Annotated in this window: 20 protein-coding genes and 1 tRNA gene; 12 read left to right on the top strand and 9 right to left on the bottom strand. The window is 48.5% G+C overall.

The features are described 5' to 3' along the window. Window positions 1-1,241: 1,241 nt before the first annotated feature. Window positions 1,242-1,329 (bottom strand) — tRNA-Ser (locus UL82_RS00385). 69 nt (window positions 1,330-1,398) lie between these two features. Here UL82_RS00385 and UL82_RS00380 point away from each other — a divergent pair. After that, window positions 1,399-2,346, top strand: coding sequence for an NAD(P)H-quinone oxidoreductase (locus UL82_RS00380; protein ID WP_046438329.1), 948 nt, complete (start codon window positions 1,399-1,401; stop codon window positions 2,344-2,346). 61 nt (window positions 2,347-2,407) lie between these two features. Here the strand turns inward: UL82_RS00380 and UL82_RS00375 are convergent, their stop codons facing one another. Continuing rightward, window positions 2,408-3,589, bottom strand: a complete 1,182-nt coding sequence (locus UL82_RS00375; RefSeq protein ID WP_046438328.1) for an aminotransferase class V-fold PLP-dependent enzyme — start codon at window positions 3,587-3,589, stop codon at window positions 2,408-2,410. Between the two features lie 132 nt (window positions 3,590-3,721). Here UL82_RS00375 and wzm point away from each other — a divergent pair, with 132 nt between their 5' ends. Genes wzm through glfT1 form a run of 3 tightly spaced genes read left to right on the top strand, consistent with a single transcriptional unit; the run spans window position 3,722 to window position 6,348 of the window. Further along, on the top strand, window positions 3,722-4,594 hold the full coding sequence (gene wzm / locus UL82_RS00370) for a galactan export ABC transporter permease subunit Wzm/RfbD (RefSeq protein ID WP_046438325.1): 873 nt from the start codon (window positions 3,722-3,724) through the stop codon (window positions 4,592-4,594). 9 nt (window positions 4,595-4,603) lie between these two features. Continuing rightward, window positions 4,604-5,434 carry a galactan export ABC transporter ATP-binding subunit Wzt/RfbE gene (gene wzt / locus UL82_RS00365; RefSeq protein ID WP_046438324.1) on the top strand — a complete coding sequence of 277 codons (831 nt, stop codon included), beginning with the start codon at window positions 4,604-4,606 and terminating at the stop codon, window positions 5,432-5,434. Window positions 5,435-5,445: 11 nt separating this feature from the next. Next, complete coding sequence (glfT1, locus tag UL82_RS00360) at window positions 5,446-6,348, top strand: galactofuranosyltransferase GlfT1 (RefSeq protein WP_046438323.1); 903 nt, start codon at window positions 5,446-5,448, stop codon at window positions 6,346-6,348. A gap of 83 nt (window positions 6,349-6,431) precedes the next feature. Here the strand turns inward: glfT1 and UL82_RS00355 are convergent, their stop codons facing one another. Continuing rightward, on the bottom strand, window positions 6,432-6,836 hold the full coding sequence (locus UL82_RS00355) for a GtrA family protein (RefSeq protein WP_232009496.1): 405 nt from the start codon (window positions 6,834-6,836) through the stop codon (window positions 6,432-6,434). Between the two features lie 6 nt (window positions 6,837-6,842). Beyond that, window positions 6,843-7,673 carry a hypothetical protein gene (locus UL82_RS00350; protein ID WP_046438322.1) on the bottom strand — a complete coding sequence of 277 codons (831 nt, stop codon included), beginning with the start codon at window positions 7,671-7,673 and terminating at the stop codon, window positions 6,843-6,845. 103 nt (window positions 7,674-7,776) lie between these two features. Here UL82_RS00350 and UL82_RS00345 point away from each other — a divergent pair, with 103 nt between their 5' ends. The 6 genes from UL82_RS00345 (at window position 7,777) to UL82_RS11120 (ending at window position 16,278) form a co-directional block, all read left to right on the top strand. Beyond that, window positions 7,777-8,001, top strand: coding sequence for a hypothetical protein (locus tag UL82_RS00345; protein WP_046438321.1), 225 nt, complete (start codon window positions 7,777-7,779; stop codon window positions 7,999-8,001). 264 nt (window positions 8,002-8,265) lie between these two features. Beyond that, complete coding sequence (locus UL82_RS00340) at window positions 8,266-9,681, top strand: FAD-binding oxidoreductase (RefSeq protein WP_046438320.1); 1,416 nt, start codon at window positions 8,266-8,268, stop codon at window positions 9,679-9,681. A 31-nt stretch (window positions 9,682-9,712) separates the two neighbouring features. Continuing rightward, window positions 9,713-10,474: a decaprenylphospho-beta-D-erythro-pentofuranosid-2-ulose 2-reductase gene (locus UL82_RS00335; protein ID WP_046438318.1), complete on the top strand. Its 762-nt coding sequence runs from the start codon at window positions 9,713-9,715 to the stop codon at window positions 10,472-10,474. Between the two features lie 159 nt (window positions 10,475-10,633). Next, the gene (locus tag UL82_RS00330; RefSeq protein WP_046438316.1) at window positions 10,634-12,601 is read left to right on the top strand and encodes a galactan 5-O-arabinofuranosyltransferase; all 1,968 of its coding nucleotides are present in this window, start codon (window positions 10,634-10,636) and stop codon (window positions 12,599-12,601) included. An 88-nt stretch (window positions 12,602-12,689) separates the two neighbouring features. Then, entirely contained in the window at window positions 12,690-15,902 is a 3,213-nt protein-coding gene (locus tag UL82_RS00325) for an arabinosyltransferase domain-containing protein (RefSeq protein WP_083966364.1), read from the top strand. Between the two features lie 199 nt (window positions 15,903-16,101). Further along, window positions 16,102-16,278 (top strand): hypothetical protein, encoded by a 177-nt coding sequence (locus UL82_RS11120; RefSeq protein ID WP_158407816.1) that lies wholly within the window; start codon window positions 16,102-16,104, stop codon window positions 16,276-16,278. Here the strand turns inward: UL82_RS11120 and UL82_RS00320 are convergent. Both UL82_RS00320 and UL82_RS00315 read right to left on the bottom strand, forming a co-directional pair. Continuing rightward, window positions 16,223-17,095 (bottom strand): PrsW family intramembrane metalloprotease, encoded by an 873-nt coding sequence (locus UL82_RS00320; protein ID WP_046438312.1) that lies wholly within the window; start codon window positions 17,093-17,095, stop codon window positions 16,223-16,225. The genes UL82_RS11120 and UL82_RS00320 overlap by 56 nt on opposite strands. Next, on the bottom strand, window positions 17,092-17,745 hold the full coding sequence (locus UL82_RS00315; RefSeq protein WP_046438310.1) for a hypothetical protein: 654 nt from the start codon (window positions 17,743-17,745) through the stop codon (window positions 17,092-17,094). Before UL82_RS00315 ends, UL82_RS00320 begins: the two co-directional genes overlap by 4 nt. Window positions 17,746-18,056: 311 nt before the next feature. Between UL82_RS00315 and UL82_RS00310 the strand changes: the two genes are divergently transcribed. Then, a complete protein-coding gene (locus UL82_RS00310; RefSeq protein WP_046438309.1) occupies window positions 18,057-20,012 on the top strand; it encodes a M13 family metallopeptidase in 1,956 nt (651 codons plus the stop codon). 124 nt (window positions 20,013-20,136) lie between these two features. Beyond that, window positions 20,137-21,045, top strand: coding sequence for an alpha/beta hydrolase (locus UL82_RS00305; protein WP_046441000.1), 909 nt, complete (start codon window positions 20,137-20,139; stop codon window positions 21,043-21,045). A gap of 18 nt (window positions 21,046-21,063) precedes the next feature. Here UL82_RS00305 and UL82_RS00300 read toward each other — a convergent pair whose 3' ends face one another. From UL82_RS00300 to UL82_RS00290, 3 genes are read right to left on the bottom strand one after another with little or no spacing between them, the layout of a single operon-like run. Then, the gene (locus tag UL82_RS00300; protein ID WP_083966363.1) at window positions 21,064-21,408 is read right to left on the bottom strand and encodes an MGMT family protein; all 345 of its coding nucleotides are present in this window, start codon (window positions 21,406-21,408) and stop codon (window positions 21,064-21,066) included. A gap of 3 nt (window positions 21,409-21,411) precedes the next feature. Then, window positions 21,412-22,224: a VOC family protein gene (locus UL82_RS00295; protein ID WP_046438307.1), complete on the bottom strand. Its 813-nt coding sequence runs from the start codon at window positions 22,222-22,224 to the stop codon at window positions 21,412-21,414. Next, window positions 22,225-22,518: an RNA-binding S4 domain-containing protein gene (locus UL82_RS00290; RefSeq protein ID WP_046440996.1), complete on the bottom strand. Its 294-nt coding sequence runs from the start codon at window positions 22,516-22,518 to the stop codon at window positions 22,225-22,227. Between the last annotated feature and the right edge of the window lie 95 nt (window positions 22,519-22,613).

Genomic DNA, 22,613 nt, shown 5'->3' with positions numbered 1-22,613 from the left:
ACCGTAGGGGATTTGGATTACTAAAACTAACTTTCTGAGAAAAATTAATACCGATGCTTCAAATATTTGATTTTCCTTATGAGAGATTTCAATAATTTTCCACATCGCTCCCGGTGAGCATACTTTCCATTGGCCATGTATGCAATTTCAACATTAAAAAATCTTAAGATTTTTATTTTAAAAAAATATGGGTTCCCCCAATATCCCCCATCACATCAAACGAAAATACAACCCAACGTAGAGCACAACTAAAAATGAAATAAATTGAACTAACCTAGCTGAACAATCATGGTGCTTTATCATGCCCGCGTATTTAAGCCATGAACTCAAACACTAACCAATAAGAGGAATCTCTAGTAGAAGACAAAAATAGCTCATCAATTAACCAATGTTTCTTTTCATCTCAGCAAACATAGAGACCAGCTTTGACAACCGACTGCGCCTTGTACGGAAACCCAAACAACAAACTAACTCAAGGTCAAATTCATTAACCGTCCCCACTGGTAAATCAACACAGACATTTACTCCATGGTTATAGCAATCTCCAATTGGTTATTAGCCCAAAAAGCATGCATGTAATGTCATGGTTGCATCCTGTTGTCAAACTAGCGCATTCTAAAAGTCGTGGAAACACTAGGTACATCTACGAACCCCAGTAACAACTCGGCCATCTGTTTAACAGCGCCAACAAGGCAACACCCGGCGCGCCTCTAACAACACAGGCAGCTACATCTAATTTCAGTTCTCGGATACTTGCAATAGGAACCGCTCAGCTTCTTGCTTCGTAGCAAACAAGTTCGGGTGCTGGGGCTGTAAGCTACTTCTCATGCGCTCCTCTATAGCGCGCTTAAAAACAATCGCTAGGCAATTTTACGGATTAAGCCGAAACCTGTTCAGTGAGTGTGTCGTTTCTTAACTGGCACAGTCAGTGTTTCTTCCAAGCAGCTATGGCAGGCCTCGTTTTCAAAGATCGGCAAAAAATATCTTAACCTTCCTTCGAAATGGCCACGGCATACTCTTTTTCGAATTTCGAATCTGATTCCGCGGCCATCTCACGCATAACACCGTGCCATAAACATGCCATACCAAAAGAGTTGTACCCCGTACACCCCCACAAGTCTTTACGCCCACTACAACAACTCCAATCACTCGAAGGTGTTGCAACGACCCCTAGAATCCGCCCACCACCACAAACAAAAGAAAACCCCAGCCCACACATGTAGGCTGAGGTTTTCGTATTTTGGCGGAAGTGGAGGGATTTGAACCCCCGGTGAGTCTCCCCACGCTGGTTTTCAAGACCAGTGCATTCGGCCGCTCTGCCACACTTCCATCACCCATTTTTGTGGGCGCGTAGAAGAGTGTAGCCGAAACCCTAGCAATTCTTTTAATCTAGGGGGTATGAAGGCAATTATCATCACTGAAAATAAAAAACTCACCCTTGGCGAAGTTAATACTCCGGTACTGCGTGAGGGGGAAGTTTTGGTTAAAGTTTCTGCGGCAAGTGTCAACCGTGCCGATCTGCTCCAAACTGCTGGGCACTACCCCCCGCCTGCCGGTGAATCTGAGATTCTAGGTCTGGATTGCGCTGGTGTGATTGAGGACCCTGGAACTACCAACCGATCCAAGGGGGAAAAGGTTGCGTGTTTGCTCGCCGGAGGCGGCTACGCTGAGTATGTTGCGGTTCCGGAAGGACAGCTCATGCCGCTTCCGGAAGGCTATAGTTTCGCTGAAGCTGCCGCTATTGTCGAGGTTGCTGCAACTGTATGGTCAAACTTAGGTATGCTCACTGGTCTTGCTCCGGAGCATACTGTGCTTATCCATGGTGGTGCGGGCGGCATTGGCACTTTTGCCATCCAGCTTGCTAAACATATTGGTGCTACGGTGGCTGTCACTGCTGGTAGCACAGAGAAATTGGCTCGGTGTCAAGAGCTTGGCGCAGATATTCTGATCAATTACCGGGAGGAAGATTTCTCTGAGATTCTTAAGGGTAAATGCGATCGTATCTTGGACATTATGGGGGCGAAATATCTTCCTGGGAATGTCAAAGCTCTAGCAGAGCATGGTCATCAGGTCACCATCGGTTTACAAGGCGGGGTAAAAGGTGAGCTCAATCTAGGTTTGTTGCTTTCTAAGCGCGCTAGTATTTCTGCTACCGCGCTGCGTTCGCGTGATAAGCAGGGCAAGGCAGAAGTTGTTGCTTCCACCATTAAAAACATTTGGCCTTTGCTTGCCGACGGCACTATTACGCATCAAATCCACAGCACTATGCCATTAGCAGAGGCGCAAAAAGCGCACGATATGTTGGCTTCCGGGGAGGTCACTGGGAAAATTGTTCTTACTCTCTAACCAGTAACCGGCCACCAGCTGCGGGTGCACTAGGTTTTGTACTAGACTCACCCGCTTTGTTCTATGCCAGGCTGGCCATGGTGCGTACAAGCTGGTCGATATCGTTGGTGGTGTTATACACATGCAGGCCAATGGTCAGCGCACCTTGGGTGTCATCAATGCCCATAGCTTCTAAAAGCGCGTCTCGACGGGTCATACTTGCCACCAGCCCATGTGATAGTAGCCGGTTGAAGATAGTTTCATCGGGCACGCCTTCGATAATAAAACTCACTCTAGGCAGTCGATCCACATGTGCTCCGGAAGCAAGCTCACCGCTAATACCGAGCAAATGGATCTTTGGCAGCACGCTGAGTGAATCCACCAGATAGTTTCCTAGGCGTTCTAGATACTGTCCAGAAGCAGCCAGGCTGGCTTTGAGGCGTTTTTTGCGGGTTCCGAGTGCGTCCTCATCAAGATCAGCTAAATGATCAATTGCTGCCGATACCCCACCGGCAAGTCCTGGGGCAACATCCATGCGTAGTGTTTCAACGTACATGCGCGGAAACATGGAGACATCTCTAAAGGCGACGGCAGCAATGTGTGGCCCCCCAAAGGCTGCACAATCTACGGTGATGATGTCTGCACCGAGAGTATTGAAAGTAATATCGCGCATACCGGCGCAGGCGGTGGCGTCGACAAGCACCCAAGCACGTGATTGTGAGTGGGTAATATCAGCGATCTCCGCAATATTATTGACGGTACCCACTTGAGGGTGGGCGCTACTGATGGTTACCAACCGGGTACCCCCGGTGACTAAATCGCGATATTGCCATGCCGGAATTTCACCGGTTCCGAGATCATTTTCGGCGTAACGATGCACGGGCACATCAAGTGTGTGTGTGGCTGTTCGGGTGGAAATTAACTCGCCGCCGTGGCGTAGTAAAGGCGCGAGCGCAATGCTTAGTCGGTGATAAATGGTTTCTAGACTCGGTCCTAGGAAAACTGCTTTTTCCACTGTGCCAGTTAGATCGGCAATCGCCCGGCGCGCGGTGGCCACCATAGTTTCACTACCTAGGGTGAGCTGGTTTTTTGCATGGGTTCCAGTGGATTGACTGTTATCCATAAGGGGCGCATTACGAAACGCGCGTGCGGTTGCAGCTGATACTGACTCGGGTATTTGCGGGGAAGAATCCGCATTGAGGTACACCCAACCATCACTAAGCGAGGTGTATAAACCGCGCACCCGAGCAACGTCGAAAGACATCCATGAACTCCTGTACCAAGCAACCTTTTCGTTTATTAAGTATGCCTGTCAGATTCAATACTTGCACCCGAGCAGCTAGGCTAGCTAAATGTGCACGAACAAGCCCACTCAAATGAACCTCAGGACATCGCAATGATTACGGAAAAGATAGACCGTATCACTTTTGTGGATCAGCAAGACCCACAGCCGTCTCAGTCTAAAACTTTTTCAGCCGCCTGGAATGATCTTGTGCGTGGGTTCACTCAACATGAGCTCTGGCTCCAACTTGGTTGGCAGGATATTAAACAAAGGTATCGTCGCTCTGTGCTTGGTCCTTTGTGGATCACTATTGCTACTGGTGTGATGGCTGTTGCGCTCGGTTTGTTGTACTCTGTGCTTTTCAAAATTGATGTGGCCACTTTCTTACCGCACGTTACTGTTGGTTTGATCATGTGGAATTTTATTTCCGGGTGTATTAAAGAAGGTTCCGAAGTATTCATTGATAATGAGGGGCTTATTAAGCAACTTCCTTCTGCCCTATCGGTGCATGTTTATCGCTTGGTATGGAAGCAAACGCTTTTCTTGGCACATAACCTGGTGATCTGGGTTATCCTGATGATTATTTTTCCACGTCCATTGGATTGGGATATGTTGCTTGCTGTCCCGGCGATGGCGCTTTTGGTTATTAATGGCGTATGGGTATCAATGTTTTTTGGCATTGTGGCTACTCGATACCGTGATGTTGCCCCCCTTTTGGAGGCGGGAACTCAGCTACTTTTCTATGTCACCCCCATTGTGTGGATGACTTCTACGTTGTATGAACAAGGCGGCGAGATTTCTCAGCGCGCTAAGCTAGCACAGCTTAATCCGCTGTACCACTATCTTGAGATTATTCGTGCTCCAATGATCGGTGCCGAGCTACCGGCCTACCATTGGTGGGTAGTATTGGCGTGCACAATTGTAGGTGTATGCGTGGCTTTATTGGCTATGCGTCAGTGGCGCTTCCGCGTGAGCTATTGGGTATAAGGAGAATCCATGGTTTCTATTGATACGTACAACGCGTGCGTGGATTTCCCCATCTTTGATGCAAAATCTCGCTCTATGAAAAAAGCTTTCCTTGGTGCTGCCGGGGGTGCAATCGGACGCAACCAGAACAACACTGTTGTTGTTGAGGCACTACGCGATATTAATCTCCACTTACGCGAGGGTGATCGAGTAGGGTTAGTTGGACACAATGGTGCTGGTAAGTCCACCTTATTGCGCCTGCTTTCGGGTATTTATGAGCCCACTCGCGGCTCGGCACATGTGCGCGGTCGGGTTGCCCCGGTGTTTGATCTCGGGGTGGGTATGGATCCAGAAATTTCTGGTTACGAGAACATCATTATTCGTGGGCTTTTCCTTGGCCAAACACGCAAGCAGATGAAGCAGAAAATGGATGAGATCGCAGAGTTTTCGGAGCTTGGCGAGTACTTATCTATGCCACTGCGTACTTACTCCACGGGTATGCGAATTCGGTTAGCTTTGGGTGTGGTTACTTCTATCGAACCCGAGATTTTGCTTCTCGACGAAGGTATCGGCGCAGTCGATGCCGCCTTTATGAATAAAGCGCGCAAGCGCCTAGAGGAGTTGGTTGCTCGCTCAGGTATTTTGGTTTTTGCGTCCCATTCCAATGACTTTTTAGCGCAACTATGCGATACCGCTTTGTGGATTGATCACGGTCAGATTAAACAAGCCGGTGCTATCCCTGAGGTTGTTGAAGCCTATGAAGGCAAGGGTGCCGGCGATCATGTGCGCAGGTTAATTCAACGTATGAATGGCGATAATATAAAAGACGCCAATCACGCAGATGATGCACAAGATATGTAACAATAATCTTCATGCCTATTGCTGCCACTGATACGATTGCTGCCGTCATTGTGACTCATCACCGCGTGGAGTTACTGCGTACCTCGCTTGAGGTGGTTGCTAGGCAAACTCACCCAGTCAAACACATTATTGTGGTTGATAATGGTGCTGATCCTGCCGTCGAAAAGCTCTTGGAAGATATTGCTGGCCACCGCGGAGTATATCTATCTAGCAAGCATAATTTAGGTGGTGCGGGTGGCTTTGCGCTCGGTTTTTTGACGGCTTTGCGGTTGGGCGCTGATGCCGTGTGGTGTGCCGATGATGATGGGCATCCAGAAAATGAGCATGTGTTGGCCACTTTGGTTGCTACTGCAAGCAAGTACCAGCTCGAAGAGGTCTCACCGGTGGTGTGCAATGTAGCGCAGCCAGATCGGTTGGCTTTTCCGTTACGTCGTGGCACTAGCTGGCGGCGTTATCGCTCCGAGCTTGGCGACGAGGATTTCCTGCCCGGTATTGCCTCACTGTTTAATGGTGCGTTGATTTCTGCTTATGCAATGCAGCGTATTGGGGTACCAGATTTCCGACTTTTTATCCGAGGTGATGAGGTGGAATATCACCGTCGTCTCGTACGTAGTGGGCTAGCTTTTGGTACCTCTTTGCAGGCGGCGTATCTTCACCCCGATGGTTCCGATGAGTTTAAACCTATTTTGGGTGGTCGGATGCATACTCAATATCCTGATAATGAGGCTAAACGGTTTTTCACCTATCGAAACCGTGGTTATTTAATGAATCAACCAGGAATGCGCCGGCTACTCCTCCAAGAGTATGCCCGGTTTGGTTGGTTCTTCCTTATCCAGCGCAAAGATATCGCTGGTTTTAAAAAGTGGCTATCTTTACATCGGTTAGGCCGTAGCGAAAAATTCGACCGTCCCTAGGACAGTTTCCTCAAGCGCAAAGCACACTAGCTGGGCACGTCGAACGTGCCTGCTAGCCCTGCTATACAAGCTTGTTGTGTGTCTTATTTAAAAATGAAAACGCGCTGCACCACAAAGTTGGTAATGGTGGCCACACCCTGGGCGATCACAAAAGCCACCACATCTTTAGGTGTGCCAATCAGTCCCAGCGCATGCAAGGGGGAATCGGTTACCCAATAAAGGAAATTCTGCACCGCGAAAGTAGATAGGTACAGCAAGCCTACCGCGATCGCCGAGCTAGTAGAGGTCTGCGTATTAAACGTCCACTTGGAGTTAAGTACGTAGGCTGTTGCGGTACCAGCTACCCAGCCAAAACCCTTGGCTACCTGCCGATGCAAACCCAATGATTGCAGAATCAAGGTGAGGCCAAGATCCACAATGGCAGAGATAATGCCCACCCCAATAAATCGGCTTAACTGGGTTTTCAGGCTTGCGCGTTCTTCGATCACGTCTGGCTATCTTAGCCGGGCAAGCAATCCACGGTAAATATCGAGTCGTTCCAGGATCGACTTTCCGGCACTGAGTTTTTCCAAAGCGCTTATCGACGCCGCTGCGCACTCACAAATTTTTTCATAGGACAAGTGTGTATGTCCTAGCTGAACAATAATGCTTTCGGCAATTTCAGCAGTCAGTGATTCATCGCTGAAACAACTCTGGGCGAGCAGATAGGCAAAGAAACAGTCTCGGGCAAACACATCTTTTTCTAGCGGTAACTGCGCTCTAGCAATTCTAGAATCGGCATATTTAGCTATGTCCATGGCCTGAAATAAAGAAACAAAATCATATAATCCACTGCGGCGAATCAGTGCGCGTACCTCTGCCCGACAGGTAGAAAGCACCTCGTCGATAAGCTGGGTGCCGGTCAGGGTTTGATTAATTGCGGAAAGATCAAAGGTGCCACTGGGCGCGCCACACCCACCAATACACAACATATCGGGGGTGTCTTGATCGCGAATAATAATGTCAATGACCTCAATATCAATGGTCCATAATCCGCAGCAATAGGCAATGGTTGCTTTCGAGTCGTTCAATACGGTGTGGATACAGGTTTCTAGGTCGTAATTATCTCCCTGGTAGCTAAATGAACATGGTGGCTGCTCATGAGCTAACCCGAAGCAAATATTAATTGCCCAGGAAAGCTCGCTCAGTGATAACCCATCGTTAATGCCCAAGTGGCGAATTATTTCCTCATCACCTACCTGCATATTCAGGCTTAAAATCACAGTATGCGGGGTGCGCGTGGGATCACGTCGAAAAGCGGAAAGCTCAATGAGATCAGCGAGCATGGTTCATCCTTGCAAGCGAGATAAAAGGAGTCGGCGTGCTCATGAAACCCAGAGTAGACAAAATTCACCTCATAGGTAGCCAGTGAACGACTAGCATGGAGGTATGTTTGGACTGTTTAAGAAGAAAGAAGAGCCGGGTCATATTGCCGCCGAGCTAACCAATACGCCCATGAATCAGCTCATGACCCGCATGCTTGCCGAGGAATTGCCGCTGCTCGATTCTTCTTCCCGAGTGCGCGTTTATGAGATCCTCGACACTTACGACGGGCCGCAGATTACTTCCCAAGAAGAGTTACCAGAAGAAATCCGGCAACTACTTGATCTTTAGAGGCACGTCAAGGGCACATCTTTATAATTTGTTTCGTTTATCTCAGCCCAGATAAAGCTCCCGCACAATGCGGTCTGGATTACAGACGACGAGACGAACTGCATCCATAAAATGTTTGTTCGCGCCCGATTCTTCGATAATTCTTAGAACAAAACAAAGAAATCTCACATTTTTCTTTCCTGTCTCTGTGAGCAAACAGCGGTATGGTGGGTTGCGAACAATTATCATCCCAAATCGTAATTGAAGAAGGTGGGCATAAGGCTCATGGAACTAAATACCACAGCTCGCACCCTCACCGGTTGGGGGCGTACTGCTCCAACCACCGCGCAGGTACTAGCTACCAGCGACCCAGAGGAGATCATTAAGGCCGTTAAGCTCGTCGCTGATATTAATGCAGATAAACCAGATTACCTCAAGCGTGGTGTGATCGCCCGCGGTATGGGTCGCTCTTATGGCGATGTCACCCAAAATGCTGGTGGTTTGGTTATCGATATGCAACCGCTAAACAAAATCCACTCCATCGACCCAGAGACTGCACTTGTCGATGTTGATGGTGGCGTTACCCTCGACCAGCTCATGAAGGCCGCATTGCCTTATGGTCTGTGGGTGCCAGTGCTGCCAGGTACTCGCCAGGTCACCATTGGTGGCGCAATCGGACCTGATATTCACGGCAAAAACCACCACTCGGCTGGTTCTTTCGGCGACCATGTCACCTCTATGGAACTCCTTGTTGCTGATGGCCGCGTATTACATCTAGAGCCGGAAGGTTCCGCAGATGACCCAGACGGCACACTATTCTGGGCAACTGTTGGTGGTATGGGTCTGACCGGCATTATTCTGCGCGCCACCATTAAGATGACCAAGACCGAAACGGCCTACTTCATTGCCGATGGTGATCTCACCGCTAACCTCGACGAGACGGTGGAATTCCACTCTGATGGTTCCGAGTCTAATTTCACCTATTCTTCGGCGTGGTTTGATGCAATTAGCCCAGAACCAAAACTTGGTCGTGCTGCTATTTCGCGTGGTTCACTAGCTACCCTTGCTCAGCTTGAGGAGCTTTCTCCTAAGTTGGCAAAGGATCCACTGAAGTTCAATGCGCCACAACTTATAACCGTGCCCGATATTTTCCCATCGTTTACGATGAACAAGTATTCGATGATCGCTATCGGTGAGTTGTGGTGGCTAAAGTCTGGCACCTACAAGAACAAGATCCAAAACCTCACCCAGTTCTACCAGCCACTTGATCTTATTGGTGAGTGGAACCGTGGCTATGGTTCCCGTGGTTTCTTGCAGTATCAGTTCGTTGTGCCACGTGAGGCTGTCGAACCATTCAAGGAGATCGTGCGCGATATTCAGCGTTCTGGTCACTACTCAGCATTGAATGTGTTCAAGCTCTTCGGTGAGGGTAACCGAGCCCCGTTGAGTTACCCAATGCCAGGCTGGAATGTATGCGTAGACTTCCCAATTAAGCCAGGTTTGGGTGAGTTCCTCGATGATTTGGATCGTCGGGTTATGGAATTCGGCGGTCGCTTGTACTTAGCTAAAGAATCACGTACTTCGGCAGAGAACTTCCACAAGATGTATCCGGGTATGCAGGGTTGGCTTAAGACCCGCCACGACATTGATCCTACGGGCGTCTTTAATTCTGATATGGCTCGCCGCCTGGAGCTCAGCTAACCTCGCGTTAGCTCAATAAGAAAGGAAATCTATGCTTAATGCAGTAGGTAAAGCACAAAATATTCTTCTTCTAGGTGGCACCTCAGAAATCGGTCTCGCCATTGTTAAGGAATTTTTAGCTAAAGGTCCCGCACACGTCACGCTTGCTGCTCGTGCTGGTTCACCGCGCATCGACGCCGCCCAAGAAGAAATCACCGCTGCCGGTGCTTCCTCCGTTGAGGTGCTTGATTTTGATGCCACCGACTTCGACAGCCACCCCGGTGTTATCGATACTGCTTTTGCCCTAGGTGATGTCGATGTTGCCATCGTCGCCTTTGGTACCCTTGGGGATCAAGAGCAGCTCTGGCAGGATCAAAAGGTCGCCGTAGAAAGCGTGGAAACCAACTTCACCGCGCCAGTCTCTGTCGGAGTATTGCTGGGCGAAAAATTCAAACTGCAAGGGCACGGCACCATTGTGGCATTAAGCTCTGTTGCCGGCCAGAGAGTGCGTCGCTCCAACTTTGTCTATGGCGCCGCCAAAGCAGGTATGGATGGTTTCTACGTTAACCTCGGTGAAGCATTGCGCGATTCAGGGGTCAATGTGCTCGTTGTTCGTCCAGGTCAAGTACGCACTAAGATGAGTGCTGATGCTGGCCAGGCACCGCTAACCGTGAATAAAGAAGACGTGGCTACCGCTGTTGTGGAGGCTACTTTGGCTAAGAAATCTAGCCTTTTTGTGCACCCACTTTTCCAATATGTCGCCTTCGGTTTCAAGCTGATCCCACAGTCTATTTTCCGAAAACTGCCATTCTAAGAAAACGCACCCACTAAGCCGGTTGATTGCTTGAGCATCAGCCGGCTTCATGCGTGTTGGAAGCGGCACCTGACATTATCGTTAAAGTTTCTTCGGATAAGTTGCGCACACTAAGAAATGATCCGGGAATTACTCCCCTTATGTGTCAGACTAATAACCATGACTTCCGTGGATCAAGATAATCGACCTAGGCTTATCGACGAGGTATTCCAGCCCGATCGGCTATCCAAAAAAGCCACTTTAATAAGCATTATCGCTGCCGGTATTATCGGCGCACTCTTTACCCAAATATCGTGGTTCCTATTGCGCACGGTAACCCTGCCGGCTTTTGGTGGCTCACTAGTAACCCGCGCACTTACTACCGCTACCACCTTTACCCTGCTTGCGGTTACTGGTGGATTATTGATCTGGTGGGCAATTGACCAGCGTAATAAGGTAACTGCTAGCCGCTGGCGTACCTGGTTAACCTACCTGGTTGCCTATGTAGCTCCTGCGGGTTTGGTAGTAAGTACCTTAGGTATTCCGTTATCGTCGACACGATTATATCTTGATGGAATTAGCGTTGATCAGGGGTTCCGCACGCAATTTTTAACCCGGATGACCGATACCTGGCTACCTTCAGATATGAACTATCTGGATCTGCCTTCTTATTATCCCAGCCTGTGGTTCTGGCTTGGCGGACGCTACGCTAATCTTCTTGGTTTTACCGGTTGGGAGGCATTCCAACCATGGGCACTTATTTCACTCGCTGCATGCTGCAGCATTCTGGTGCCAGTATGGCAACGCTTAAGTGGATCCCTCGTTGTTGCCACTGCCATTGCCCTGGTAAGTACATGTCTAATGATCGTATCCAGCGCTGAAGAGCCCTATGCTGGCATTATTGCGCTAGGAATTCCTGCAGCTATTATTGTGTGCCGTCATGCTATTCATGGTGATCGCTTCGCTATTGCGGGGCTAACCATATACCTTGGGGTTTCTGCTTCTACCTACACTCTTTTTACCGCTGTTATCGCGCTGAGCCTTGTCGCCCTCACAGGTATTTTTAGTGTCTGTGTACTTAAAAATTGGCGACCACTACTACGTATGTTTATCGTCGCTGTTGGCTCAATAGCAATCGCACTTATTGTGTGGGGACCGTATTTTTGGGCGGTTATCACTGGTCATCACATTTCTGGCGCCACGGCAAGTCACTATCTTCCTACCGAAGGCACCCTAATTCCAGCACCAATGTTCTCGGCAAGTGTCGTCGGTGTTTTGTGTATGGTCGGTCTGATTTATCTCATCGCTCGTTCTATGGATCCCGATATTCGCCTGATGGGTTTATCTTTGGTGTTGTTCTATCTATGGATTGTTGCCTCCATGGCAGCTACCCTGGCAGGTTTCACTTTGTTAGGTTTCCGTCTCGATACCGCAGTGGCTTTACTGCTAGCAACCGCAGGTGTTTTAGCTTTTGCCGATATTCGCCTATCCACAATCCACCGTTTTTATCCGGTGCAATTTAGCGAGCGCACCTCTCGTATTATCACCATCACCATGAGTGTGGTGCTTCTACTAGGCGGGCTGCAATATGCACAAAATATTCCTTATCGCCTGGCACATTCTATTGATTTAGCTCATACCGATACCGATGGTTTTGGCCAACGAGCCGATCGCTATCCAGCTGATTCTGCACAATATTACAGCGAGATCAATGAGCATCTCCTAGCCAAGGGCTTTATTCCTGGCCAAACCGTGGTACTCAGCGACGAGTTAAATTTCATGTCTTTCTACCCATATCGCGGTTTCCAGGCTTTTACCAGCCATTATGCTAATCCTTTAGGTGAGTTCGATCAGCGTAATGCACTTATTGAAAAGTGGGCAAAAGACAGCTGGGATGTCCTTGATACACCCGCCGCCTTCTCAGAAGCACTAGCACAAGCACCTTGGACTGCCCCAGAAGTGTTTATCTTCCGGGGTTCCACCGATGCCGAGTCTCAAGCTACTGGTTGGAACTATGACCTGGCAGAAGATATCTATCCCAATAATCCTAATGTTCGCTTCCGAGGGGTGAAATTCAATCCAGCGGTATTTGCTCAAGGTTGGAATACCACTACTATTGGACCCTTCGTGGTGGTGACTCGTGCCTAATCCCGTAGAATCTCCTTTTGTGTCTACATCTGTCTCCGATAAAAAGCCGTGGTTTGTCCGCGCAGCACTAATAAGTGGCTTGTTGGGAATGCTGCTATTCCTGCTGCTACCTTTTTTTCCGGTCAATCAGGTGCAATCTACTATCAATTGGCCACAAAATGGGTCTGTTAACAGTGTTAACGCGCCCTTAAAAAGCTATTCACCACAGTCTTTAACAGCAACGGTACCGATTAGCTCGTTAGCTCAGCTACGCGATAATCAGCATTTGGTCGTCGGTACGCTACCTCAAGACAGCGAAGATGCCACCAGCCGTGGGTTATTTGTATTAAGCCGTGATGGTGGGTTAAGCGTTGTGGTACGCGATAATGTGCTTTTGGAACTGAGCGAAGACGATGTAGCAAGCCTGCCAGCTGATGCTGATCTAGAAATCACGTCTACTCTGAATGAAACCACCGCTATGGTGGATTCGTTCACAGGCAGCATTGATAAAGATGTGCGCCCCATGGTCACTGGCGTGTATACCGAACTCAATGACTCAACAGCGCTTGCTGCTGGCGGGCTTCATGTTTCGATAGAGATTAATTCTCGTTTTACTTCTTCGCCTACAGTGTTCAAATATCTTGCAATGTATTTAGGCGGTGTGCTGACCCTCTGTGCATTGTATTGCATTTACCGAATTGACCGTCTTGATGGCAAAGGCAATATTCGGTTAATGGCACCGGGTCGCTTCCGGATTAGCCTGCTTGATGGCATTGTGCTCGCAATTATTGCCTTCTGGTATTTCCTGGGTGCTAATACTTCCGATGACGGTTTTATTTTAACCATGGCACGTGCCAGCGCAGATTCTGATTATATGGCCAACTATTACCGCTGGCTGGGCGTACCAGAATCACCTTTCGGTGCCCCCTATTATGATTTGCTAGCGCTTTTTGCCAAGGTTTCTACCGCTTCAATCTGGATGCGAGTACCTATGTTGCTGGCTACCATTGGCACCTGGTTTATTCTCTCCCGTGAGGTACTGCCACGTCTGGGAGAGAAAATCGCTGGTCGTCGAGTAGCGCAGTGGACAACTGCTTTTATGTTCCTGGCTTTTTGGATGGCTTATAACAATGGCTTGCGTCCAGAGCCGATTATTGCTTTTGGTTCGCTGCTTGCTTGGGCATCTTTTGAACGAGCTATTGCCACCGATCGTTTGCTACCGGCTGCGGTAGGAACAATGATCGCCGCTTTCACCTTGGCATGTGGGCCAACTGGTCTTATGGCCGTAGCAGGGTTACTTGCTTGTCTTGGCTCGATTATTCGTATTGCGTATCGACGCATTCCGCTTCTGGGTTCAGTCAGTAGCTGGGTTGCTTGGGCAGCACTACTTTTGCCTTTCTTTGCGGCAGGTACTTCGGTTCTTATTGCAGTCTTTGGTGATCAAACCTTAATGACTGTTTTAGAATCCACCTCCGTACGCAGTGCAAAAGGTCCCGCACTAGCTTGGTATGAGGAATTTGCTCGCTATGAAACGCTGATGAAACAAACCGTCGATGGCTCTTTTGCTCGTCGTTTTGCCTTCATGTTCATGGTGGTCTCACTTATTATCGTGCTCGCTTCCATGCTGCAAAATAAAAAAGTACCTGGTTCAGATAAAGGTCCAGCACTGCGTTTAGTGTTGATGACCTTAGGCACCTTCTTCTTCTTTATGTTCACCCCCACCAAGTGGACACACCATTTTGGTGTCTTCGCTGGTATCGGTGCTGCCGTAGCAGGTCTAGCCGCAGTGGCCTTATCGATAGTAGCACTGCGTTCGGCACGCACCCGCGTGCTTATGATCGGCGGCATGGTCTTTGTTATGGCCTTTGTTCTTGCCGGACCTAATGGCTGGTGGTACACCTCTAGCTACGGTATTCCTTGGTTCGATAAAACTATTCAGCTGAAAGGCATCGAAGCATCGACTGTAGTACTAATTATTTCACTGCTAATCCTCGGTTGTGGTGTGATTCTCTCCTTTAAACGTGATGTAGAACTTGCCCGCGCCGAACGCGAAGGTACTAAAGTCACCCAGCACACCGGTGCCAATAAGTGGGTGGGGTTAGCCTCAGCACCTATTGCTATTGCCGCAGTACTCGTGGTGCTGTTTAATATGGCTTCTTTTGCTAAGGCCTTTGCCTCCCAATACCCAAATTATTCGGTGGGATTGGGCAATGTGCGAGCCTTAACCGGAGATACCTGTGCATTAGCTAATGATGTATTGGTAGAAACCAATTCCAACGATTCCTTCCTCACTCCGCTTCACTCTTCACTCGGTGAATCCTTAGAGGTAGATGAACATCGCGGATTTGACCCAAATAACATTCCGTATTCCATTACCAGCGATATTCCTAATACTGCCAGCTCTAGCTCCCAGCTTGCCGACGCAGTAGGCACCGATTCCGATGCCGCTGATTCCAATTCCGGCGGTGTGCGTAGCGACGCCGGCATTAATGGCTCAGTAAACCGCCTGCCTTTCGGCTTGGATTATCGCAAGGTACCAGTTATTGGTTCTTATACTGCCGGGGCACAAAACTATGCTGAGATCACGACCGACTGGTACCAGCTTCCTCAGCAATACACGACTGACACCCCGCTATTAGTTGTCTCTGCGGCAGGACGTATCGAACGCTATGACATCAATGGCGTGCATCAATCGGGACAGTCTTTGGTTTTGGAGTATGGTCGTCGTAATGCGAATGGATCGGTCACTATGCTAGGTGAGACCTTAATGGACGATATTAGTTCCTCACCAGAATGGCGTAACCTACGACTACCACTAGATTCCTTGCCTGATGAGGCGAATGTAGTGCGTATCCATGCTATCGACTCCAGCTTAGATCCAGAGCAGTGGATTGTTTTTACCCCGCCACGTGTGCCGACTCTCGATAGCTTGAATAATGTGGTCGGCTCTGAGGTTCCTGTGTTATTGGACTGGTCCGTACCACTGCAGTTCCCGTGCCAGCGTCCCTTTGGCCACTATGCAGGTGTCGATGAAATTCCTGAGTACCGCATCACTCCGGATGCCGGTGGCAAATCTACTGGTACCCCATTCCAGGATTATGCTGGCGGCGGCGTCATGGGTACTGCTGAGGCCGTGAATTACTCCTATGAGTTGCCTAGTTATCTAAAAAATGATTGGCTACGCGACTGGGGTTCCATTGAGGTATTTAATCCACGTCCAAACTCTTTAGGGCAAGATCCAGAACTAGCCGACATTGATACCGAGGTTATTACTCGCTCTGGACTCTGGTATCCAGGGAAAATGAATATCACCACGGAATAAGACGCATAAAATAAAAGCGCCCGTATGGCTGAAATGCTTCAGCCATACGGGCGCTATAGCTATTTGTACTGTTTCTAGTAGTACTTCACGGCGAAACTTTACGAGCGCATTCAGTCTGCTTCTCCGCTACGTACAGTAAGTACCCAGCTTGACTAGCCATGATGGTAGAACAACCTGCTTAACCACCAAAGGACTCATCATGCAGCAAAGAATCATCATTGCGCTCGGAATTATTATCAGCGCCTGTGCACTAAGTGCTGCTAGCTTAACCAAGACTGAACCAAGTGGAATCACAATTGGTCAGGTCATCGAAACAGCGATTAATACGAACCCGGAACAATCTCAAGGGGTAAGCGAGTTAGTGGCTTCGTTGTAACCAAAAGCGGTCGATCTGCTTTCGCCGCTTGACTGCATTTAAACCAGATCCAGAAAAACAGCGAGTAGCCAAAAATACCGGCAATAATAAAATTGGCATAGGGAATAACATCTTGTTGCAGATTCCAGGTGAAATGCAGACTAAAGGAAACAAATAAACAACCAGCGCTTAATACAATCCGGGCAAGCTGAGAAGGCAATTGTCCTAGCAGGGCATAACCAATACCGAAGCCGGCTATCGCAGATAGCAACACGTGTAAACCAGGTCCTACTAATATTCGCAGCATCCACAGAGTAACTGCGCCATCTAAATCAGAATTAGGGTCTGTAATTGCACCGACAACGCCATAGGAAAAGTTCTCAACTACTTCAAAACCGGCCCCGACCATTGCGCCTACTACAAAACCATGCCAGGGGCGATCAAGCTTTTTAAAACTCAATAGAATCAATACCACGCCAATAGCTTTAGTAATCTCTTCCGGGTAAGCGCCGGCAAAAGAAGCAGTGACTGCTTCCCAATTCAAAATACTCACAACCGTTAGCACCGGTTCTGCAAAGATCGTTACCACTATCAAACTGACGCAGCCGCCCCAGCCCAAAGCTGCCATAAGCCAACCCCAACCGGCTTTCGGCCACACCGGGGTAATTCTAAACAGAAAAATAAAGAAACAGGCGTACGCTGCCATAAACCATATTCCGATGAAGGAACCTATTGGGGAAAAGAAGAAATTAAGGCCAAAGACAAGCAACATGGCCAGAGGCACACCTATTGCCAGCATGAAGTACAAAAAAATTTTTACTATCGAGTACTTTTTCATGCGCTTAGTTCCTCTTTATCTTTCAAGCTATCGAGTATGCCATCGGGTATATCCTCAATTGCTGGCTGTTGTGGCTGTGTTAAAGCTGGTGGGTCAACACCAAGGGTATGAAAAACCAATGCTGCCACATCGTATGCATACTCCCCGGAAACGAAGAAATAGTAAGTATAGGAAGCATTATCAAGTTCTTGAGGTTGGGTAATAGCCACCAGATCTTTGCTATCAGATTCTCGTGAATGAGCACCTCTACTATAAAAATAAACGTCATCTACTTGGTAAACATCAAATTCAGCAACCCCAGTGATTTGGTTGTGGCCACGCAATGCGCGCGCTAAGGTGCGCTGCGGGTCAGTTCCACTTTCAATAATTCCTATATGCACCGAGGTTCCAGAACAATCGTATTCATCAAGAAAACCCAACGCGATCTGTTTATCACAAAGCACTGGTAGATCATTTTCGTCATGAATAGGAACTACTATGCTCTTATCTTGAGAAATAAAAGCTACTTCCTGAATATTTGTTTGCCGTGGTGGCAAGGTAGTTGCCGGCACCATGGGCAAAGCTAATAAAGCCAGTGCAATAAGAATAAACACTGCTGCATAAAAATTTTTTACAGCAGGTTTGGCTCGATATTTTTTTAAATTCACCATAATTTTATACGTTTCTTTCTTTGCGACGATTCTTATTTTAGCTTTACTTTTCTCTGCACAATCGCATTCTTTCCACCACACTAGCTGAGATAAACCGAAAGAAAACTTTTATTTTTTGCGGGTAAATCACCACGTGAAACCATAAGAAGTAGAAAATAAAGTACGCCCAAACAATAAATCCCACGACAATGCACTCAGCACCATACGTTACTGACCAGAAGTGAGCTATAACCATTATCTAACAACCAAAAGCTACACCTTATCCACACCATCTATTATTTAGCTCTCGGCTAACCCGCTAAGGTTGTTATATGACTATTGCGCTTACCGATCTTTATCGTTTTGTTAATGGCCCATGGCTGGACTCCCATGTTATTCCCGCCGATCGTGGCATTGACGGCACTTTCCATACTCTGCGTGATGACGCCGAAGAGCATGTGCACACTCTTGTCCAAGACAATCCTGATTCTTTAGCTGGCAAACTCTATGCCTCATTTATGGATATCGACGGTATTGAGCAAGCCGGAACCAGTGTTTTAGATACAGATTTTGCGCTTATCGACGCTGCTAGCACTCTGGAAGAGTTTTACACCGGACTTGGTCAACTTAATCGCACCGGCATCAGTGGATTCTTAGGGTTCTGGGTAGCTAAAGATGCTGGTGATACGCCTAATGCAGTAGCTTATGTCACCCAAGATGGCTTGGGGCTTCCTGACGAGGCCTACTACCGAGACGAGTCAAAAGCAGAACTACTTGCTGCTTATCAGGCACATATTGCCCGTATGCTTGAATTTCTTTCCCCTCAACAACTAGGGATTAGCCCATCAGAAGCGGCAGAAAAAATCGTCGCTGTGGAAAAAGCTATCGCCCAACACCACGTCGATGTGGTAGAAGCCCGCGATGCTAAAAAGAGCTACAACCCTACCCAGTTTGCTGATCTACCAGCTGCTACTGCTACTTTCCTACGTGCGGCTCAGGTACCTGAATCGCTTATTATTGTGCGCAACCCTACTTTCGTTGCCGGCATTGAGGAAGTCTTTGCCAACACCTCACTTGCAGATCTGCAACTATGGGCTAAGTGGCTGGTGCTTAATGAACGCGCAGGCATGCTCAGTCCAGAGATTTCCTTAGCAAACTTTGAGTTCTACGGAACTGCCCTATCGGGTGCCACAGAGCAACGGGATCGTTGGAAGCGCGCACTTGGTGTGGCGGAAAGCTTTGTTGGTGATGAAATCGGCCAGCTCTACGTAGCCAAATATTTCTCCCCGGAAGCAAAAACTGACATGCTTTCGCTAGTGGATTACTTACTTGCTGCGTATAACGAACGCGTACGCCAGCTGCCGTGGATGACCGATACCACTAAAGAAAAGGCATTAGAAAAACTAGCTCTATTTAGTTCCAAGATCGGTTACCCGGATAAATGGCGTTCCTATGAGGGGCTTGATTTTTCCGCTACTGGCGATCAACTCATTGCTAATGCCCGCCGAGGTAATGAGTTCATTCACGATTATGAGCTTGCAAAAATTGGCAAACCTGCCGATAGCAGCGAGTGGTTCGCTACCCCACAAACCGTCAATGCCTTCTATAACCCGGTTAATAACGACATCACTTTCCCGGCAGCCATCCTGCGCCCACCTTTCTATGAGCACGGTATTGATGCGGCAGAGAACTTTGGTGCCATTGGTGCTGTTATTGGTCACGAAATTGGCCACGGCCTTGATGACCAAGGTTCGCAGTACGACGGCAATGGCAACCTACAGTCATGGTGGTCGGAGCAAGATCAGCACACCTTTGAAGAGCTAACTGGCAAATTGGTTAACCAATTTGAGGGTCTTATTCCTACCGCACTTGCTGATACCGACATCGAAACTACCGGGGTTAATGGCCGCTTTACCTTAGGCGAAAATATTGGTGACCTCGGTGGACTAGGGATTGCAGTGGTGGCTTATCGCAACTATCTTGCCGATCGTGGTTTAACCTTCGAGACCTCTCCGGTACTGCCGTTTAGCGTCGATAATGCCGATCCTGAGCTGGAAAAGCATGAGTACAATGGCTTGCAGCGTCTCTTCTTAAGCTGGGCGCGAGTCTGGCGGACTAAGGCGCGTCCAGAGTTAGCTGCGCAGTATTTAGCGATTGATCCGCACTCTCCAGCCGAGTTTAGGTGCAATGTTATTGCCGGCAATATTGCTGAACTCTACGAAGCCTTCGATATAGCAGAGGGTTCACCACTCTGGATCGACGAGGATAAGCGCGTCACCATTTGGTAATGAGTAGATAATAAACTACTCGAACACAAAGCATAAGGGCACCTGCGGGTGTCCTTATGCATATGATTTCACGCTAAGCAGAGGTCGTCGTTACGCATAGTGCCGCTTAGGTACCATGGAAGCTATGACAAATAGTAAAGAACATGAGTTAGAACAGCGCATGCGTGCTGAGTTTCAAGTCGGCGGTATTGACCGTGAATTGCCCCGTGACCAGCAATTAGAGCAATTAGCCTCCTATATTTATGCCCACTACACGCAGCCGGAAAAAAATCCACCGTGGTCTGATCAGCCCAGCGATATTGTTGCTATTGATACCTATGATGCGATGCTGCCAGATCGTATTACCCATGCGGCCATGATTATGTTGGGGGCGGCTGTTGATCACGCTATGCCAGGAGTGGCTTTTCCCGGTCAGATCACGGTCGAAGATCATCCCACTCTTGCCGCACAGATCTTTCATCCCTCCCAAACCAATGGCAACTGGGCGATTTCTTTACATCCAGGCGGATGGTGGAAAGGCTCCGGCGTAGCGCTAGAAAATGCCTGGCGACCAGAAGTAGCAGCAGTTGCCGAGCTATCAGGTACCACAATTCTTGACCTTGATTATCCACTGGTTCCGCAAGCCAACCTTGCCGAGGTTATTGAATCGGTTAACCAAGCAGCTAACTGGGTACGTGAACAAAACCCGAGCCAGCTTTTTTCCTGGGGTTATTCTTCTGGAGCAGCATTAGCGGTACTTTCTGCTTCGCTTTTCGACGCTCTAGCACTCACGTTTCCTCATCTTGATCTGTCAATGCTCCCGGAAGCGATTCGCGGCGAGGTAGCTTTTGACACCACTGCGCCACTTCCTGCCCGACTCGTGCAATATGCCAGCAATGATCAAATTGCTAGCCGCTATCCGTGGGTGGAAAGCACAGCACATAGTGATGCTCAGATTGTGGAATATATCTCTGAGCACCGCCTTTCTACTCCTGAACAGGCACGGAAACGAGTCAAAGATGTGGCTGAATTCTTTAACCAACTTGCAGATTAAAACTTATATTGTGTGAAACTACTGCTGTGGTGACCTAATAACCTGCTGCACGCGGTTTCCTAAATAGGCAATATTTTCTTTATCCCAATAACCTCGTGCTTTTTCTGCGACTGCGCAGCTACCATCAGCACGCACTACTCGCCACCAAGGACACAGATGCCCATGAGTGCGCATAATGCGGCCAACCTGACGTGGACTGCAGCCGGCTTGCTGGGCGATATAGCCATAAGAAACTGCAGTACCATGTGGTACCTCATCAACGAGTGCTAGAACTCTTTCGGTGAGATCATCTAGTTCTAGCGTTAGCTCTACATCCACTGGCAGGTTACCGTTTTTCTGCTTAGCTGCTCGTTGAGTGGTCATAGGTTATGACCACTGGCTGAGATCAATACCTTCTAGTGGATCAGATTCACTGATTTCTTCTAGTACCGGTTCATCTACTTCACACAAGGTAACTGTGGCACCGGTCGAGTCAGCGATAACCGACAAACGACCAAACTCCGAATCCCATGGTTGACGGATTATTTCGCCACCTAGCTCCACAGCACGTGCACACGCAGTTTCAATATCAGCTACGCCGAGATAGGACTGCCAAAAACTAGGTACCTGTGGTGGAAAATTGCCTTCGGCATCAAAGATTCCAGCGAAGGCGGCTCCGTCGATAAGCGCGGTGGTGTATACCTCACCGAGTTCAGCGGTTGACCATTGGAAAAGTTCGGCATAAAACTCGGTAACCTGCTCATAGTTAATAGTGGCACTTAATTCATGCCACACTGGGGTGCCAGGCTCACCAGCAGCGATAAAAGAATCTTCACCGGCGGGTTGGATAAGACCAAAAAGCGCACCGGCATTATCTACCGCTACTGCCATATGGCCGAGCTCAACGCTCATAGGTTCGCTAAGCACGCGCCCGCCAAGCTCGGTGATTTTTGTGCAGTCGGCATTAATATCGCCGCTAAGAAAATAGGTAACCCAGGTATCGGGTTGATTGTCTGCTTCCGGGCGGGCAACAAACCCTGCCACTGGTAGGCCTTGAACCCGTGCGATGCGGTATTCGCTGGCTTTTTCTTCGATCTCCCAGCCTAAAAGTTCAGCGTAGAAATGGCTCGATTTACGAATATCAGTGCTGGTCAGATCGATCCAATAAGGCATGCCAGTATCGGCTTGGAAAGCGGGCATTTACATGTTCCTCCATACTTCTGGATCAAAATCATCATCAGCGGTTGCTTCATCGAAGTAGTCATCCTCGCTATCATCAGCAGCAATTACCCGCGCACAACTCTTACCAATACAAACTAAATCACCTGGATAGAGTGTTTTTCCTCGACGCATATCCACATTTCCGTTTACGCTTACCTCGCCAGCGGCGATAACTTCTTTCGCCGCTCCACCGGTTTCTACCAGGTTGGCGAGTTTAATAAACTGGCCGAGTTTGATTTTTTCATCGCGGATAGCGACTTCTACTTCCTGCATGATCATTTATCATAGTCGCATCGCTTATATAACTCGTCGATAAGCGTTACGACGAATCCCGCATGGTAATAAGAACCCTAGTACACGATTGGAAA

Origin of the sequence: Corynebacterium kutscheri (assembly GCF_000980835.1) — a bacterium.
In the GTDB taxonomy this organism is placed as follows: domain Bacteria; phylum Actinomycetota; class Actinomycetes; order Mycobacteriales; family Mycobacteriaceae; genus Corynebacterium; species Corynebacterium kutscheri.
The sequence above is the reverse complement of the archived record's forward strand: the minus strand, read 5'-3'. Positions and strand labels throughout refer to the sequence as shown.

Excerpts from the sequence above, each read along its gene's own strand:
- UL82_RS00320 (WP_046438312.1), bottom strand. The coding sequence starts at position 17,095 with ATGAAAAAGTACTCGATAGTAAAAATTTTTTTGTACTTCATGCTGGCA.
- UL82_RS11120 (WP_158407816.1), top strand. The coding sequence starts at position 16,102 with ATGCAGCAAAGAATCATCATTGCGCTCGGAATTATTATCAGCGCCTGT.
- UL82_RS00380 (WP_046438329.1), top strand. The coding sequence starts at position 1,399 with ATGAAGGCAATTATCATCACTGAAAATAAAAAACTCACCCTTGGCGAA.
- glfT1 (WP_046438323.1), top strand. The coding sequence starts at position 5,446 with ATGCCTATTGCTGCCACTGATACGATTGCTGCCGTCATTGTGACTCAT.
- UL82_RS00375 (WP_046438328.1), bottom strand. The coding sequence starts at position 3,589 with ATGTCTTTCGACGTTGCTCGGGTGCGCGGTTTATACACCTCGCTTAGT.
- UL82_RS00305 (WP_046441000.1), top strand. The coding sequence starts at position 20,137 with ATGACAAATAGTAAAGAACATGAGTTAGAACAGCGCATGCGTGCTGAG.
- UL82_RS00335 (WP_046438318.1), top strand. The coding sequence starts at position 9,713 with ATGCTTAATGCAGTAGGTAAAGCACAAAATATTCTTCTTCTAGGTGGC.
- wzm (WP_046438325.1), top strand. The coding sequence starts at position 3,722 with ATGATTACGGAAAAGATAGACCGTATCACTTTTGTGGATCAGCAAGAC.
- UL82_RS00340 (WP_046438320.1), top strand. The coding sequence starts at position 8,266 with ATGGAACTAAATACCACAGCTCGCACCCTCACCGGTTGGGGGCGTACT.
- UL82_RS00325 (WP_083966364.1), top strand. The coding sequence starts at position 12,690 with ATGCTGCTATTCCTGCTGCTACCTTTTTTTCCGGTCAATCAGGTGCAA.
- UL82_RS00345 (WP_046438321.1), top strand. The coding sequence starts at position 7,777 with ATGTTTGGACTGTTTAAGAAGAAAGAAGAGCCGGGTCATATTGCCGCC.
- wzt (WP_046438324.1), top strand. The coding sequence starts at position 4,604 with ATGGTTTCTATTGATACGTACAACGCGTGCGTGGATTTCCCCATCTTT.
- UL82_RS00295 (WP_046438307.1), bottom strand. The coding sequence starts at position 22,224 with ATGCCCGCTTTCCAAGCCGATACTGGCATGCCTTATTGGATCGATCTG.
- UL82_RS00310 (WP_046438309.1), top strand. The coding sequence starts at position 18,057 with ATGACTATTGCGCTTACCGATCTTTATCGTTTTGTTAATGGCCCATGG.
- UL82_RS00290 (WP_046440996.1), bottom strand. The coding sequence starts at position 22,518 with ATGCAGGAAGTAGAAGTCGCTATCCGCGATGAAAAAATCAAACTCGGC.
- UL82_RS00350 (WP_046438322.1), bottom strand. The coding sequence starts at position 7,673 with ATGCTCGCTGATCTCATTGAGCTTTCCGCTTTTCGACGTGATCCCACG.
- UL82_RS00315 (WP_046438310.1), bottom strand. The coding sequence starts at position 17,745 with ATGGTGAATTTAAAAAAATATCGAGCCAAACCTGCTGTAAAAAATTTT.
- UL82_RS00300 (WP_083966363.1), bottom strand. The coding sequence starts at position 21,408 with ATGACCACTCAACGAGCAGCTAAGCAGAAAAACGGTAACCTGCCAGTG.
- UL82_RS00330 (WP_046438316.1), top strand. The coding sequence starts at position 10,634 with ATGACTTCCGTGGATCAAGATAATCGACCTAGGCTTATCGACGAGGTA.